This window comes from Micromonospora sp. C81 (assembly GCF_018070425.1).
GTDB classification, from domain to species: domain Bacteria; phylum Actinomycetota; class Actinomycetes; order Mycobacteriales; family Micromonosporaceae; genus Micromonospora; species Micromonospora zamorensis.
Window position 1 is genome coordinate 20,134 of record NZ_JAGPXS010000002.1, and the last position, 15,509, is coordinate 35,642.

The 15,509-nt window shown below is 68.0% G+C and carries 13 protein-coding genes and 3 tRNA genes; all 16 read right to left on the reverse strand.

Features of this window, described 5'->3' with window-relative positions:
- Positions 1–92 precede the first annotated feature (92 nt).
- A complete protein-coding gene (locus KBX46_RS03580; RefSeq protein WP_088950242.1) occupies positions 93–3,980 on the reverse strand; it encodes a DNA-directed RNA polymerase subunit beta' in 3,888 nt (1,295 codons plus the stop codon).
- 81 nt (positions 3,981–4,061) lie between these two features.
- A complete protein-coding gene (locus KBX46_RS03585; RefSeq protein ID WP_088950243.1) occupies positions 4,062–7,493 on the reverse strand; it encodes a DNA-directed RNA polymerase subunit beta in 3,432 nt (1,143 codons plus the stop codon).
- A 572-nt stretch (positions 7,494–8,065) separates the two neighbouring features.
- A complete protein-coding gene (gene rplL / locus KBX46_RS03590) occupies positions 8,066–8,455 on the reverse strand; it encodes a 50S ribosomal protein L7/L12 (protein WP_088950244.1) in 390 nt (129 codons plus the stop codon).
- A gap of 55 nt (positions 8,456–8,510) precedes the next feature.
- Complete coding sequence (gene rplJ, locus KBX46_RS03595) at positions 8,511–9,056, reverse strand: 50S ribosomal protein L10 (protein ID WP_030329872.1); 546 nt, start codon at positions 9,054–9,056, stop codon at positions 8,511–8,513.
- Between the two features lie 339 nt (positions 9,057–9,395).
- A complete protein-coding gene (locus KBX46_RS03600) occupies positions 9,396–10,085 on the reverse strand; it encodes a hypothetical protein (RefSeq protein WP_210790860.1) in 690 nt (229 codons plus the stop codon).
- A complete protein-coding gene (locus KBX46_RS03605; protein WP_210790862.1) occupies positions 10,082–10,948 on the reverse strand; it encodes an ATP-binding cassette domain-containing protein in 867 nt (288 codons plus the stop codon). The genes KBX46_RS03600 and KBX46_RS03605 overlap by 4 nt, the downstream gene beginning before the upstream one ends.
- A 79-nt stretch (positions 10,949–11,027) precedes the next feature.
- Positions 11,028–11,744, reverse strand: a complete 717-nt coding sequence (gene rplA / locus KBX46_RS03610) for a 50S ribosomal protein L1 (protein WP_088950246.1) — start codon at positions 11,742–11,744, stop codon at positions 11,028–11,030.
- 78 nt (positions 11,745–11,822) lie between these two features.
- Entirely contained in the window at positions 11,823–12,254 is a 432-nt protein-coding gene (gene rplK / locus KBX46_RS03615; RefSeq protein ID WP_088950247.1) for a 50S ribosomal protein L11, read from the reverse strand.
- Positions 12,255–12,441: 187 nt separating this feature from the next.
- Positions 12,442–13,164: a transcription termination/antitermination protein NusG gene (nusG, locus tag KBX46_RS03620; protein WP_088950248.1), complete on the reverse strand. Its 723-nt coding sequence runs from the start codon at positions 13,162–13,164 to the stop codon at positions 12,442–12,444.
- Between the two features lie 39 nt (positions 13,165–13,203).
- Positions 13,204–13,596, reverse strand: coding sequence for a preprotein translocase subunit SecE (gene secE, locus KBX46_RS03625; RefSeq protein WP_088950249.1), 393 nt, complete (start codon positions 13,594–13,596; stop codon positions 13,204–13,206).
- A gap of 214 nt (positions 13,597–13,810) precedes the next feature.
- Positions 13,811–13,883, reverse strand: a tRNA-Trp gene (locus tag KBX46_RS03630).
- 129 nt (positions 13,884–14,012) lie between these two features.
- A complete protein-coding gene (locus tag KBX46_RS03635; protein WP_088950250.1) occupies positions 14,013–14,405 on the reverse strand; it encodes a MaoC family dehydratase in 393 nt (130 codons plus the stop codon).
- A 1-nt stretch (position 14,406) separates the two neighbouring features.
- On the reverse strand, positions 14,407–14,853 hold the full coding sequence (locus KBX46_RS03640; protein WP_088950251.1) for a MaoC family dehydratase N-terminal domain-containing protein: 447 nt from the start codon (positions 14,851–14,853) through the stop codon (positions 14,407–14,409).
- A 124-nt stretch (positions 14,854–14,977) separates the two neighbouring features.
- Positions 14,978–15,145, reverse strand: coding sequence for a 50S ribosomal protein L33 (gene rpmG / locus KBX46_RS03645; RefSeq protein WP_007073056.1), 168 nt, complete (start codon positions 15,143–15,145; stop codon positions 14,978–14,980).
- 134 nt (positions 15,146–15,279) lie between these two features.
- Positions 15,280–15,352 (reverse strand) — tRNA-Met (locus KBX46_RS03650).
- 24 nt (positions 15,353–15,376) lie between these two features.
- A tRNA-Thr gene (locus KBX46_RS03655) sits at positions 15,377–15,449 on the reverse strand.
- Positions 15,450–15,509 lie beyond the last annotated feature (60 nt).

Here is a 15,509-nt window from a genome sequence, read left to right on the forward strand (position 1 = left end):
CCCCATCATGCCGAACTCGGCCCGGGGGTGGGTGGGTCCGGACACGACGAGGCCCCCGGCGGAAACCGGGGGCCTCGTCGTGCGATTGGTGCTTAGCGGTACGACCCGAAGTCGAAGTCGTCCAGCGGCACAGCCTGCCCGCCGGCCGGCCCGAAGCCGTAGTCGGTTTCCGGGTACCCGGTCATCGAGTAGACCTTGGCCTTGGCCTCCTCGGTCGGCTCCACCCGGACGTTGCGGTACTTGCTGATGCCCGTACCGGCCGGGATGAGCTTTCCGATGATCACGTTCTCCTTGAGGCCGACCAGCGAGTCGCTGCGCGAGTTGATCGCAGCGTCGGTCAGCACCCGGGTGGTCTCCTGGAAGGAGGCCGCCGAGAGCCAGGAGTCCGTGGCCAGCGAGGCCTTGGTGATACCCATCAGCACCGGACGACCAGCGGCGGGCTCGCCGCCCTCCGAGACGAGTCGGCGGTTCTCCGACTCGAACAGCGCCCGGTCGACCAGCACACCCGGCAGGAACTCGGTCGAGCCGGAGTCGATGACCGTCACCCGCTTGAGCATCTGGCGGATGATGATCTCGATGTGCTTGTCGTGGATGAGCACACCCTGCGAGCGGTAGACCTCCTGGACCTCACTGGTCAGGTGGACCTGGACCGCCCGCGGACCCATGATCCGCAGAAGCTCGTGCGGGTCGATGGTGCCCTCGGTCAGCTTCTCGCCGACCGCGACGTGACCGCCGTCGTGGGTCCGGAGCTTGACGCGCTTCGAGATCTTGTCGTAGACGATCTCTTCGCTGCCGTCGTCCGGCACCACGATGATCTTGCGCGAGCGCTCGCCGTCCTCGATCCGGATCCGGCCGGGGGTGTCGGCAATGGGCGCCTTACCCTTCGGGACCCGAGCCTCGAAGATTTCCTGAACACGCGGCAGACCCTGGGTGATGTCCTCACCAGCGACACCACCGGTGTGGAAGGTACGCATCGTCAGCTGCGTACCGGGCTCACCGATGGACTGGGCGGCGATGATGCCGACCGCCTCGCCGATGTCGACCGACTTACCGGTCGGCAGCGACCGGCCGTAGCAGGCCGCGCAGACACCCAGCTTGGACTCGCAGGTGAGCACGCTGCGCACCCGGACCGTCTCCACGCCGGCGGCGACGATCTTGTCGACCCCGATGGAGTTGATGTCCTGGCCGCGCTCGGCCACCACGGTGCCGTCCGGCCCCTTGATGTCGTCGGCCAGCGTCCGGGCGTGCACGCTGGTCTCGGCGTGGGTGTGGACGACGAGCTTGCCGTCCAGCTTCTCGCCGATCTGCATCGGGATCGCCCGGTCGGTGCCGCAGTCCTCTTCACGGATGATGACGTCCTGCGAGACGTCCACCAGACGACGGGTCAGGTAACCCGAGTCGGCGGTCCGCAGCGCGGTGTCGGCGAGACCCTTACGAGCACCGTGCGTGGAGATGAAGTACTCCAGCACGGACAGACCCTCCCGGTAGCTGGCCTTGATCGGCCGCGGGATGATCTCGCCCTTCGGGTTGGCCACCAGACCACGGATCGCCGCGATCTGCCGGAGCTGGAGCAGGTTACCGCGGGCACCCGAGTGGATCATCTTCCACAGTGGGTTCTCCTGCGGCAGCGCGGTGTCCATCTCCTTGGCGACCTCGTTGGTCGCCTTGGTCCAGATCTCGATGAGCTCGCCGCGACGCTCCTCGGCGGTCATCAGACCACGCTGGTACTGCTTGTCGATCCGGTCGGCTTCCTTCTCGTACTTCGCCAGGATCTCCGCCTTGCGCGGCGGAGCGATGACGTCCTCCATGCCGATCGTCACGCCGGACCAGGTGGCCCAGTGGAAACCGGCCTCCTTGAGCCCGTCCAGGGTGGCGGCCAGCGCCACCTTGGGGAAGCGCTCGGCGAGGTCGTTGACGATCGCGGAGAGCTGACCCTTGCGGATCTCGTAGTTCACGAAGCGGTAGCCCTGCGGCAGCGTCTCGTTGAACAGCACCCGACCCAGGGTGGTCTCCACGGTCAGCGCGTCACCCTCGACGAAGCCCTCCGGAGCGGACCACGCCTCGGCGCCGGCACCGTTGTCGACCTCGACCACACCACGAAGGCGGATCTTGACGGGCGCCTGCAGGTGCAGCTCACCGTTGTCGAAGGCCATCCGCGCCTCGGCGTCCGAGCTGAACGCCCGGCCCTCGCCCTTCTCACCGGCGGTGAGGTGGGTGAGGTGGTAGAGACCGATGACCATGTCCTGGGTGGGCATGGTGACCGGCTTACCGTCGGCCGGCTTGAGGATGTTGTTCGACGACAGCATCAGGATCCGCGCCTCGGCCTGAGCCTCGGCGGACAGCGGCACGTGCACCGCCATCTGGTCACCGTCGAAGTCGGCGTTGAACGCCGTGCAAACCAGCGGGTGGATCTGGATGGCCTTGCCCTCGACCAGCTGCGGCTCGAAGGCCTGGATGCCCAGGCGGTGCAGGGTCGGCGCCCGGTTGAGCAGCACCGGGTGCTCGCCGATGACCTCTTCCAGCACGTCCCACACGACCGGGCGCTGACGCTCGACCATCCGCTTGGCGGACTTGATGTTCTGCGCGTGGTTGAGGTCCACCAGCCGCTTCATGACGAACGGCTTGAACAGCTCCAGGGCCATCTGCTTGGGCAGACCACACTGGTGCAGCTTGAGCTTCGGGCCGACCACGATGACCGAACGGCCGGAGTAGTCGACGCGCTTGCCCAGCAGGTTCTGGCGGAACCGGCCCTGCTTGCCCTTGAGCATGTCGGACAGCGACTTGAGCGGGCGGTTACCCGGGCCGGTGACCGGCCGGCCGCGACGGCCGTTGTCGAACAGCGCGTCGACGGCCTCCTGGAGCATCCGCTTCTCGTTGTTGACGATGATCTCGGGAGCACCGAGGTCGATCAGCCGCTTGAGGCGGTTGTTCCGGTTGATCACGCGGCGGTACAGGTCGTTCAGGTCCGAGGTCGCGAACCGGCCACCGTCGAGCTGCACCATCGGGCGCAGGTCCGGCGGGATGACCGGGACGCAGTCCAGCACCATGCCGAGCGGCGAGTTGCGGGTGTTCAGGAACGCCGCCACGACCTTGAGCCGCTTGAGCGCCCGGATCTTCCGCTGGCCCTTGCCGGACCGGATGGTCTCCCGCAGGCTCTCGGCCTCGGCGTCGAGGTCCATGTTCTGGACCAGCGCCTTGATCGCCTCCGCGCCCATGGAACCGGTGAAGTACTCACCGAACCGGTCGCGCAGCTCGCGGTAGAGCAGCTCGTCGGTGACCAGCTGCTTCGGCTCCAGCTTGCGGAAGGTGTCCAGCACCTCGTCCAGGCGGTCGATCTCGCGCTGGGCCCGGTCGCGGATCTGGCGCATTTCGCGCTCTCCGCCCTCCTTGACCTTGCGCCGGACGTCCGCCTTCGCGCCCTCGGCCTCCAGCTCGGCCAGGTCGGCCTCGAGCTTGGCGGCGCGCTTCTCGATCTCCGAGTCGCGGCTGTTCTCGGACTGCCGCTTCTCGGCCAGGATCTCGTTCTCGATCGTCGAGAGGTCACGGTGACGCGACTCCGCGTCCACGCTCGTCACGACGTACGAGGCGAAGTAGATGATCTTTTCGAGGTCCTTGGGGGCGAGGTCCAGCAGGTAGCCCAGCCGGCTCGGAACGCCCTTGAAGTACCAGATGTGGGTCACCGGAGCAGCGAGCTCGATGTGCCCCATCCGCTCACGACGGACCTTGGAGCGAGTCACCTCGACGCCGCAGCGCTCACAGATGATGCCCTTGAACCGAACGCGCTTGTACTTACCGCAGTAGCACTCCCAGTCGCGCTGCGGACCGAAGATCTTCTCGCAGAAGAGCCCGTCCTTCTCCGGCTTCAGGGTGCGGTAGTTGATCGTCTCAGGCTTCTTGACCTCGCCGTGCGACCACTGACGGATGTCGTCGGCGGTGGCGAGACCAATGCGCAGCTCGTCGAAGAAGTTGACGTCGAGCACTATGTCCCCTATGTCGTCGTCTGTACTGCTAATTCTCGGGCGGGGTCGGGGGGCGGGCGACCCGCCCCCCGACCGCTCACCTCAGACCTCTTCGACCGAGCTCGGCTCGCGCCGGGACAGGTCGATGCCCAGCTCCTCAGCGGCCCGGAACACCTCGTCGTCGGTCTCGCGCATTTCCAGGGCCACACCGTCGCTGGAGAGCACCTCAACGTTGAGGCACAGCGACTGCAGCTCCTTGAGCAGCACCTTGAACGACTCCGGGATGCCCGGCTCCGGGATGTTCTCGCCCTTGACGATGGCCTCGTAGACCTTCACCCGGCCGAGCACGTCGTCGGACTTGATCGTGAGCAGCTCCTGCAGGGCGTACGCGGCGCCGTACGCCTGCATCGCCCAGCACTCCATCTCACCGAAACGCTGACCACCGAACTGCGCCTTACCACCCAGCGGCTGCTGCGTGATCATCGAGTACGGCCCGGTCGAACGAGCGTGGATCTTGTCGTCGACCAGGTGGTTGAGCTTCAGGATGTAGACGTAGCCGACCGCGATCGGGTCGGGCAGCGGCTCGCCGGAACGACCGTCGAACAGCTGCGCCTTGCCGGTACGCCCGATCAGCTGCTTGCCGTCCCGGTTGGGCAGGCTCGACTCGAGCAGACCGGAGATCTCCTCCTCGCGGGCACCGTCGAAGACCGGGGTGGCCACGTTGGTGTCCCCCTCGGACTCGTGCGCGTCGATCGAGCGGAGCTGGCGCTTCCAGTCGGCGTCGTCACCCTCGACCTTCCAACCGGTCTTGGCGACCCAACCGAGGTGGGTCTCCAGAACCTGGCCGATGTTCATCCGGCTCGGCACACCGAGCGGGTTGAGCACGATGTCGACCGGGGTGCCGTCCTCAAGGAACGGCATGTCCTCGATCGGAAGGATCTTCGAGATGACGCCCTTGTTGCCGTGCCGGCCGGCGAGCTTGTCGCCGTCCTGGATCTTGCGCTTCTGGGCGACGTAGACCCGGACCAGCTCGTTGACACCCGGCGGCAACTCGTCGCCGTCCTCGCGGGAGAACGTGCGCACACCGATGACCGTGCCGGTCTCGCCGTGCGGCACCTTCAGCGAGGTGTCCCGAACCTCACGCGCCTTCTCACCGAAGATCGCGCGGAGCAGTCGCTCCTCCGGGGTCAGCTCGGTCTCACCCTTGGGCGTGACCTTGCCGACCAGGATGTCACCGGGGACGACCTCGGCACCGATCCGGATGATGCCGCGCTCGTCGAGGTCAGCGAGCATTTCCTCGCTGACGTTCGGGATGTCGCGGGTGATCTCCTCCGGACCGAGCTTGGTGTCCCGGGCGTCGACCTCGTGCTCCTCGATGTGGATCGAGGTGAGCACGTCCTGCTGCACGAGGCGCTGCGACAGGATGATCGCGTCCTCGTAGTTGTGACCCTCCCAGCACATGAACGCCACCAGCAGGTTGCGTCCGAGTGCCATCTCGCCTTCGTCGGTGCACGGACCGTCGGCGATGACCTGACCGGCCTCGACGCGGTCGCCCTCGAAGACCACCGGCTTCTGGTTGACGCAGGAGCCGGCGTTGGAGCGGCGGAACTTGTGCAGCAGGTACGTCCGGCGGTGGCCGTCATCCTGGTGGATGGTGACGTAGTCGGCGCAGAGATCCTCGATCACACCGCCGACCTCGGCGACGACCACGTCGCCAGCGTCGACCGCGGCCCGGTATTCCATGCCCGTACCCACGAGCGGCGCCTCGGCCTTGACCAGCGGCACCGCCTGGCGCTGCATGTTCGCGCCCATCAGTGCCCGGTTGGCGTCGTCGTGCTCGAGGAACGGGATCATGGCGGTCGCGACCGAGGTCATCTGCCGGGGCGAGACGTCCATGTAGTCGACGGCACCGGGGACGACGTCCTCGGTCTCGCCGCCCTTACGACGGCAGAGCACCCGCTCCTCGGCGAACGTGCCGTCAGCCTTCAGGCGCGCGTTGGCCTGGGCCTTGACGAACCGGTCCTCCTCGTCCGCGGTCAGGTAGTCGATCTGGTCGGTGACCCGACCCTCGACGACCTTCCGGTACGGCGTCTCGATGAAGCCGAACGGGTTGACCCGGGCGAAGGTGGACAGGGCGCCGATCAGGCCGATGTTCGGGCCTTCCGGCGTCTCGATCGGGCACATCCGGCCGTAGTGGGACGGGTGCACGTCGCGGACCTCGAAGCCGGCCCGCTCACGGGACAGACCACCCGGGCCGAGCGCGCTCAGCCGGCGCCGGTGGGTCAAGCCCGCCAGCGGGTTGGTCTGGTCCATGAACTGGGACAGCTGCGACGTACCGAAGAACTCCTTGATCGCCGCCACCACCGGGCGGATGTTGATCAGGGTCTGCGGCGTGATCGCCTCGACGTCCTGCGTGGTCATCCGCTCGCGGACGACCCGCTCCATGCGGGACAGGCCGACCCGAACCTGGTTCTGGATCAGCTCACCCACGGTGCGCAGGCGACGGTTGCCGAAGTGGTCGATGTCGTCGGCCTCGTAGCCGTCCTCACCGGCGTGCAGCCGGCACAGGTATTCCACGGTGGCGACGATGTCGTCCTCGGTCAGCGTGCCAGTGGTGATCGGCACGCCAACTTCGAGCTTCTTGTTGAACTTGTAGCGCCCGACCTTGGCGACGTCGTACCTCTTCGGGTTGAAGAAGAGGTTGTCGAGCAGGGTCTGGGCGTTCTCGCGCGTCGGCGGCTCGCCAGGGCGCAGCTTGCGGTAGATGTCGAGCAGGGCCTCGTCGGCTCCGGCGATGTGGTCCTTCTCGAGCGTGGTCATCATCAGCTCGGACCAGCCGAACCGCTCGCGGATCCGCTCAGCCGACCATCCGACGGCCTTGAGCAGGACCGTGACGGCCTGCCGACGCTTACGGTCGATACGAACGCCGACCGTGTCGCGCTTGTCAATGTCAAACTCCAGCCAGGCACCCCGACTCGGGATGACCTTGACGCTGGAGAGGTCGCGGTCGGAGGTCTTGTCCGGCTCCTTGGAGAAGTACACGCCCGGGGACCGGACGAGCTGGCTCACCACGACGCGCTCGGTGCCGTTGATGACGAAGGTGCCCTTGGGCGTCATCATCGGGAAGTCACCCATGAACACCGTCTGGCTCTTGATCTCGCCAGTGGTGTTGTTGGTGAACTCCGCGGTCACGAAGAGCGGAGCGCAGTAGGTCAGGTCCTTCTCCTTGCACTCCTCGATCGAGGCCTTGACCTCGTCGAAGCGTGGCGCCGAGAAGGAGAGCGACATGGTGCCGGAGAAGTCCTCAATGGGACTGATCTCTTCAAGGATCTCCGCGAGACCCGAGCGTGCGTGCGGGTCGTCCGCCGACCGGCCCTGCCAAGCCTCGTTGCCGACGAGCCAGTCGAAGGACTCGTTTTGAATGGCAAGGAGGTTGGGGACCTCGAGGTGTTCGGTGATCCTGCCGAATGAAACTCGGCGGGGAGCGAATGCGCTCGACGTACGACTGGTCTTCGCAGGGCGGGAAGCTGCCAAGATGCGTCCTTCCGAGGACCGGTGCTGCAGAACGGCTGGTACGCGTGCACTCCAATGACCCCACCAGAAATATCCGTAAACGGACATTTCCGAGCAGGGGTCAAGTCGGAAGGCAGCGCAAACTAGCAGTGTAGCCGAGAGGCTAACCGCTGTCCAGCCCACCCCGCAGGTAGTTTGCGGAACGTGCCTCGGCCCCCGTCAACCGGGGTCTGCCGGGCCGCTCAGAACGCAACGTCCCCACTGGGCCGCTCAGGTCGAAGCGGCCGATGGTGCCGCCGCTGTCATACCCACGTCGTGGCCGTCGCAAGCGCGGTGTCTTGCTGGTGTCAGCGTGCCTGGCAGCCTGGGGCCGCGTCAAGGGCCGGTATCCGGGTCGCCGCTTCTTTCCTCCTGGCGGGCGACCCTCCGCGCTCGTTCGGGCCGCTGGCGCCGGTGGTCCTGGCCCAGCTCAGAGCCGGTCGGCGCCGGATCCACCAACACGGCGGGCGGCGATCCGTGTCGGATCACCGCCCGCCGCGATGCGATCGTGTCCCGGCTCACGAGCCGGGACACGCGCGCTGGTGGAGCTCAGGTCACTTGAGGGTGACCTTGGCGCCTTCGCCCTCGAGCTTGGCCTTCGCCTTGTCGGCGGTCTCCTTGTTGACCTTCTCAAGGATGGCCTTCGGCGCGGACTCGACCGCGTCCTTGGCCTCCTTGAGGCCCAGGCCGGTCAGCTCACGCACGACCTTGATGACCTGGATCTTCTTGCCGCCGTCAGCCTCGAGGATGACGTCGAACTCGTCCTTCTCCTCCTCGACCGGAGCAGCAGCAGCGCCGCCGCCGCCACCCGGGCCCGCCATGGCGACCGGAGCCGCGGCGGTGACCTCGAAGGTCTCCTCGAACTGCTTCACGAACTCAGAGAGCTCGATCAGCGTCATCTCCTTGAACGCGTCGAGCAGCTCGACAGTGCTGAGCTTCGCCATATCTGGCGTCCTTTCCTGATTCTGTTAAGTAAGAACTGGTGCGCCGTGGGGACCATCAGGCCGCCTCGGCGCCCTCCTTCTCGCGCTTGTCCTGCAGAGCTGCCGCCAGGCGGGCGGTCTTCGACAGCGGGGCCTGGAACAGGGCCGCAGCCTTGCTCAGGTTGCCCTTCATCGCGCCGGCCAGCTTGGCCAGCAGCACCTCGCGGGACTCCAGGTCGGCAAGCTTCGTGACCTCGGCCGCAGAAATGGCCTTGCCCTCGAAGACACCGCCCTTGATGACGAGCTTCGGGTTGGCCTTCGCGAAGTCGCGAAGCCCCTTCGCCGCCTCGACGACGTCGCCCGAAACGAAAGTCAGCGCGGTAGGACCGGTGAACAGCTCGTCGAGGCCGGTGATGCCCGCGTCCGTCGCAGCACGCTTCGCGAGCGTGTTCTTCGCGACCGTGTAGCTGGTGTCGGCGCCGAGCGAGCGCCGAAGCTGGGTGAGCTGGGAAACCGTCAGACCGCGGTACTCGGTCAGCACGGTGGCGCCCGAGCTGCGGAAACTCTCGGTCAGCTCAGCAACGGCCGTGGCCTTGTCGGCCCGGATCGGCTTGTCCGCCATGTCCCTCCTCTCTCGTTACTCGAGGCTGGTCCCCGTCACCGCCGAGGCGGGAACGGGGGCGGAGGCAGCACGACAACGAAAAGCCCCGGCGCAGGGCGCACGGGGCGAGGGCCGGAAGATCATCACGGTCGGCGGACCATGAACACTGCCGAGTTACGCTTGCCGCCCTACGCGGGTCGCCCGATGTCGCGGGGCCTTCGACCGTGCCGAAGCACGGTGACCAGCGGTCTCTGGGTGGTTCCTCATCCGTGAGAACACGGATGACGGTTGAAGAGTACGCGCCCCGGCCACCAGCGCCAAATCGCGGTGGGTGAGCCGCGCCACGGACGCTGGCAGCGGTCAGCCCTGGGCCCGCCGCCGCCACAGATAGCCGCCGAGCACCGCAGCGCTCCAGGCCAGCGCCCACCCGCTCAACCCCAGCAGGGTCAGCGCGGCCGCGTCGCCACCGGTGGTGCGTGCGGCGGCCATGATCGGCGGCGCCAGCCAGGGGGCCACCGACCCACTCAGGCCGAGCACCACCGCGCCGACCCCGCCGAGGGCCAGCACCGCGACGCCGTACCCGGCACCGCCCACCGACGCCCGGCTGGCCAGCGCGCCGAGGGCAACCGCAGCGGGTACGGCGAGCAGGTGCGCCCACACTCCCAGCGCGAGCCCGACCGGGATCGACCGGTCCCCCGGGTCGACCGGGCCGGAGACCCCGCCGACCAGCCACGGAAAGAGCAGCGCCACGGCCACCGTCACCAGAGCCACCACACCGGCGGCGAGGAGCCCGGCAAGCCGCTCGCGGGCCACCCCGACCGCCACCTGCGCCAGGCGGCGCTGCACGTCCGGCTCCACGTCCAGAAGGATCTTGGTCTGCCAGGCGACGACCGGGAAGAGGACCACGGCCGAGACGCCGTACGCCTCCGCCGGTTGTGCGCGGCCACCGCCGTAGAGGGTGCCGAGAACGACCAGGCCGGCGAGCAACGGGGCCACCGCACGCCCGGTCCGCAGGAAACCGGCCAACCGCATCCGCACCAGGGGGATCACCGGGCCTCCCCCGCTGCTGGCTCGATCATCGGGTCGACGCCCTGGTCGGCCCCGGACTGCGCGGGTGTCGGCTCACCGGTCGCCGATCGGATCGACGGTGCGGCGGGTCGCGCCTGTGCGGCGGCGGTGGAGGCGTCGGCGCGTACTCCCAGGACGTGGTGGCCCTCGGCGCGCAACCGGGCGACGGTGCCGGCGACCCGCGCGGCCGGCACCGCGACCTCGACCACGGCGAACGTCTCGTCCGCCGACGACGTCTCCTCGGTCAGCGAACCGTCGGCCACCAGCCAGCGGCGCGCGGCCGGCAGCCGGATCGTCTCGCCACGGTGGTCGCTGACCAGAACGGCGCCGTCGGCGGCGAGCACCTCGGCGATCAGCTCGGGAACCAGCTCGCGGGTGGCGGCGTCCAGCCCCTCCCACGGCTCGTCGAGCACCAGCAGGCCCGGCGGGCGCAGCATCGCCTGGGCCAGGCCCACCTTCTGCGCGGTGCCCTTGGACAGCTCGGGCAGTCGGACCGAGCGGAAGGCGGACAACCCGAGCCGGTCGGTCCAGGATGTCACCGCCTCGTCGGCCGCCGCTCCGCGCAACCCCGCCACCCGGGCCATCCCGGTGAGATAGCGGACCACGGTGAACGGCTGGTCGGCCGGGAAACGCTCCGGCACCCAGCCCACCCGCGTCGGGCGGCCGGTGACCCGGCCCCGGCCCGGCCGGAGCACGCCGGCGGCCACCTGGAGCAGCGTCGACTTGCCCACCCCGTTGCGGCCCAGCACGACCGCCGCCTCGCCCGGACCGATGTGCACGTCAATGCCTCGCAGCACCCACGGCCCGCGCCGGTGGTACCGCAACCAGACGTCTTCCAGCCGCATGGGCCGAGCCTGCCACATCTCAAACGCGCCGGGGCGCCGCCCCCGTAGTGGCGGCGCCCCGGCGGAGCGAACTGTCGGCTCAGGCCTCGGCCTGGTCCTCCCGGAGGTTCTTCACCAGGTTCGGGTCGACCGGGACACCCGGGCCCATCGTGGTGGTCAGGATGACCTTGCGGAGGTACTTGCCCTTGGACGCGGACGGCTTGGCACGCAGCACCTCGTCGAGCACCGCAGCGTAGTTGTCCACCAGCTGGCTCTCCGTGAAGGAGGCCTTGCCGATGATCAGGTGCAGGTTGGAGTGCTTGTCCACCCGGAAGGTGATCTTGCCACCCTTGATGTCCTGCACCGCCTTGGTGACGTCCATGGTCACAGTGCCGGTCTTCGGGTTCGGCATGAGACCGCGCGGGCCCAGGATCCGCGCGATCCGGCCGATCTTGGCCATCTGGTCCGGCGTGGCGATCGCCGCGTCGAAGTCCAGCCAACCACCCTGGATCCGGGCGACCAGCTCGTCGGTGCCCACCTCGTCGGCACCCGCGGCGGCGGCCTCTTCGGCCTTCGCGCCGCTGGCGAACACGATCACGCGGGCGGTCTTACCGGTGCCGTGCGGCAGGTTGACCACGCCGCGGACCATCTGGTCCGCCTTACGGGGGTCGACGCCGAGGCGCATGGCGACCTCAACCGTGGCGTCGAACTTGACGTTGGTGGTCTCCTTGGCCAGCTTCACGGCCTCGGAGGGGGTGTAGAGCTTCGACCGGTCGATGACATCGGCGGCCTTGCGGTAGCTCTTGCTGCGCTGCATTGCTGATTACTCCTGTGGTCTCTGGCGGGCCGCTCGGCGCGAGCCCTCCCACGGTCGGGTCGAAGGCTTTGGCCGACGTCAGTCGTTGACGGTGATGCCCATCGACCGGGCGGTGCCGGCGATGATCTTCTCGGCCTGGGCCAGGTCGTTGGCGTTGAGGTCGGCCATCTTCTTCTCGGCGATCTCACGCAGCTGGGCGCGGCTGACCGACCCGACCTTCTCGGACTGCGGAACACCCGAGCCCTTCTGCACACCGGCGGCCTTGATCAGCAGCCGGGCAGCGGGCGGGGTCTTCAGCACGAAGGTGAAGGACCGGTCCTCGTAGACGCTGATCTCGGCGGGGACGATGTCGCCCCGCTGGGACTCGGTCTGCGAGTTGTAGGACTTGCAGAACTCCATGATGTTCACGCCGTGCTGGCCGAGCGCGGGGCCGACCGGCGGCGCCGGCGTGGCCTGGCCCGCCGGCAGCTGAAGCGTGAACGTCTTGACGAGCTTCTTCTTCGGAGGCATGTCACTTCCTGGGGCTTGGAGCTGGGAAAATGCGGCTGTCGCCGCCCTCGGAGCGCGCACGGTCAGCGCGGTGCGACAGCGGCGACATTCAAGAGTAGCGCAGGCCGCAGCCCACTCGTCCGCCGAGGTCGAGCGGGAGGGCATACGCCGACGTCGGCGGCGGGCCAGGCCCGCCGCCGACGACCAGTCAGATCTTGGCGACCTGGTTGAAGTTGAGCTCCACCGGGGTCTCGCGACCGAAGATCGACACCAGCACCTTGAGCTTCTGCTGGTCGGCGTTGATCTCGCTGATGGTGGCCGGCAGCGATGCGAACGCGCCGTCGGTGACGGTGACGGAGTCGCCCACCTCGAAGTCGAGGACCTTGATCTCCGGCTTCGACTTCTTCTGCTCGGTCTCGACGGCCGGTGCCAGCCACTTCAGCACCTCGTCGAGGGAGAGCGGGGCGGGCCGGTCGGCCCGGTCGGTCGCGCCGACGAAGCCGGTCACGCCCGGGGTGTTACGGACACAGGAGTACGACTCGGCGGTCAGCTCCATCCGGACCAGGATGTAGCCCGGGAAGACCTTGGCCTGGATCTGGGAACGCTTACCGTTCTTGACCTCGACCTCTTCCCGGGTCGGCACCTCGACCTGGTAGATGAAGTCCTCCATGTCGAGGCTCGTGATCCGGGTCTCGAGGTTGGTCTTGACCTTGTTCTCGTAGCCGGCGTAAGAGTGCACCACATACCAGTCACCCGGCGCGTAGCGCAGCTTCTGCCTCAGCTCGGCAACTGCGTCGAACTCCTCGTCCGGTGCGGGCTCGGTCGTTGGGAACTCCGGCTCGCTGGCGGCCTCAACCGACTCGTCACCAGCCGCCGTCGCGACCGTGGACTGCTCGTCCACCTGTCCGGCGGTCTCGTCGTACTCAGGCACGCTCGCTCACTTCCGTCACTATCGGCTGGAGGCAGCCGGTCAGTCCGAGTTGCCAAAGACAAACAGCACGACCTTGGCGAAGCCGTAGTCCAGCACACCGACGATCGTCAGCATGACCGCGACGAACGTCACCACCACGGCGGTGTAGGTCAGCAACTCCTTGCGGGTCGGCCAGATGACCTTACGCAGTTCGGCTACGACCTCGCGGAAGAACCGGGCGATGCGGCCGAACACGCCCACCCGACCCGTTTCCGACCGGGTGGTCGGCCGGCTGTCTGCCGACTCTGCCCGGGCGCGGGACCGCGTGGCGGTGCCTCCCCGGGATACCGGCTCGTCCGCGCTGGAGGCGTCGTCGTCGGCTACGTCGTCGACGACCTCGTCGTCCAGACGATCGTCGCCGGCGTCCTCGCCGTGCCGCTTGTTGTCGGCCACTTCGCCCTCCGTCGCGGAATCTCGGGTCGCACGCCGAGTGGCGTACGCGGCGCTGGTCACGCCGGCCGGGCCTAACCGTCCCGCGACGGGCCGCGGCCGGTGGATCATCCGGAGGGCCCCGATTGCCTCGGAACCACCCCGCCGATGCCACCACCACGGGCCGGACGCCGCCAAGCTGGCGGCGCGACCCACGGGAACGGTCAGGCCTGAGGCGCAGGGGTGACAGGACTTGAACCTGCAGCCTGCGGTTTTGGAGACCGCTGCTCTGCCAATTGAGCTACACCCCTATGTGGCAACACTCGCCCCACGCGGCCACAGACGACCGAGCAGGGGTCACTTGCCCCACGGCGGACCAGTGTACGGGTAGCCACCCGACTTTCCCAACCGGTCTCCCCGCCACGCGTGGCGGGGAGAGTTCAGCGGGTCGAACGGATGGTCGCCCGTGCCTGTGAGAGCACCTTCTCGCCCCCGCAGACCGCTGTCACATCGATTCGGGTCAGGCCGTCCTCGGTCACCTCACGGACCCGCGCGGTGACCTCGATCTCGGTCCCCTGGTCGTCGTCGGGGACGACCACGGGCCGGGTGAAACGGACGTTGTACTCGACCACCGCGTCGGGTGCCCCGGCCCACTCGGTGATGGCCCGGCCGACCAGCGCCATGGTGAACATGCCATGGGCGATCACCCCGGGCAGACCCACCTTGGTGGCGACCCGGTCGCTCCAGTGGATCGGGTTGAAGTCGCCCGAGGCGCCGGCGTAGCGGACCAGGTCCGCGCGGGTCACCCGGAACGTCTGTGCTGCCAACTCCATCTCAGGCCTCCCCGCGTACGACGTACTTGGCCCAGACGGACACGACCGGGTCCCCGCCGACGGTGCTCACGTCGGTGCGGGTGGTCAGGAAACCGTGCCCACCCCGGGTGCTGACGTCCTCGATGGTGTTGGTGCAGACCAGCTCGTCGCCGGCGACCACCGGCCGGGTGTACGCGAACCGCTGGTCGCCGTGCACCACCCGGCTGTAGTCCACGCCCAAGGCCGGGTCCTCGATGATCTGGCTGCTCGCAGCCATCGTGATGATCACCGGGAAGGTCGGCGGGGCCACCACGTCGGAGTGGCCCAGCGCCCGAGCGGCCTCCGGGTCGTGATGAGCCGGGTCGGTGGCGCCGATGGCGCTGGCGAACTCACGGATCTTTTCTCGGCCCACCTGATAGGGGGCGGTCGGCGGATAGGTCCGGCCGACGAAGGAAGGGTCCAGAGACATGCCGCGAACCTACACGGAAAGCACAATCGCCGATCTGGTCGGCAGGCGGCGGCGGAGCCGCGCCAAACCGGTCAGATCGGCGATTGAAAGCTTCGACAGCGGCCGGCGCGAAACCGGCCCCGGGTCAGCGGGTCTCGCGGTGGACCGTGTGCCGACCGTCGCGCGGGCAGAACTTCTTCAGCTCGATGCGGTCGGGGTCGTTACGCCGGTTCTTGCGCGTGATGTAGTTGCGCTCCTTGCACTCCACACACGCCAAAGTGATCTTCGGCCGGACATCGGTAGCCTTCGCCACGGCGGAGTGCCTTCCTCGCTAACGGAAACAACTACGACGCGCCAGCCTAGACGCTGACAGCGCGGACATGCAAAGTGGGCGCCAGAAGCGCCCATTTTCTTACGACCACCGGCAACGAGCCCGGAAGACGAGAGTAGCGGTGGCCGGACTTGAACCGGCGACACAGCGATTATGAGCCGCTTGCTCTACCATCTGAGCTACACCGCTGCGATGGGTCCAGCTGAACCCTCGAGCCCCCTTACGGAATCGAACCGTAGACCTTCTCCTTACCATGGAGACGCTCTGCCGACTGAGCTAAGGGGGCCTGCGCGATCTCCCCGTGGGGCGCGCAGGAGTAAGAGTACACGGCCCGGCTCGACAGGTG

What these genes read in the sequence shown, in the direction of transcription:
- KBX46_RS03635 (WP_088950250.1), bottom strand. Translation starts at nt 14,405, where the DNA reads ATGGAGTTGGCAGCACAGACGTTCCGGGTGACCCGCGCGGACCTGGTC.
- rplJ (WP_030329872.1), bottom strand. Translation starts at nt 9,056, where the DNA reads ATGGCGGACAAGCCGATCCGGGCCGACAAGGCCACGGCCGTTGCTGAG.
- rplA (WP_088950246.1), bottom strand. Translation starts at nt 11,744, where the DNA reads ATGCAGCGCAGCAAGAGCTACCGCAAGGCCGCCGATGTCATCGACCGG.
- KBX46_RS03605 (WP_210790862.1), bottom strand. Translation starts at nt 10,948, where the DNA reads ATGCGGCTGGAAGACGTCTGGTTGCGGTACCACCGGCGCGGGCCGTGG.
- rplL (WP_088950244.1), bottom strand. Translation starts at nt 8,455, where the DNA reads ATGGCGAAGCTCAGCACTGTCGAGCTGCTCGACGCGTTCAAGGAGATG.
- KBX46_RS03640 (WP_088950251.1), bottom strand. Translation starts at nt 14,853, where the DNA reads ATGTCTCTGGACCCTTCCTTCGTCGGCCGGACCTATCCGCCGACCGCC.
- rplK (WP_088950247.1), bottom strand. Translation starts at nt 12,254, where the DNA reads ATGCCTCCGAAGAAGAAGCTCGTCAAGACGTTCACGCTTCAGCTGCCG.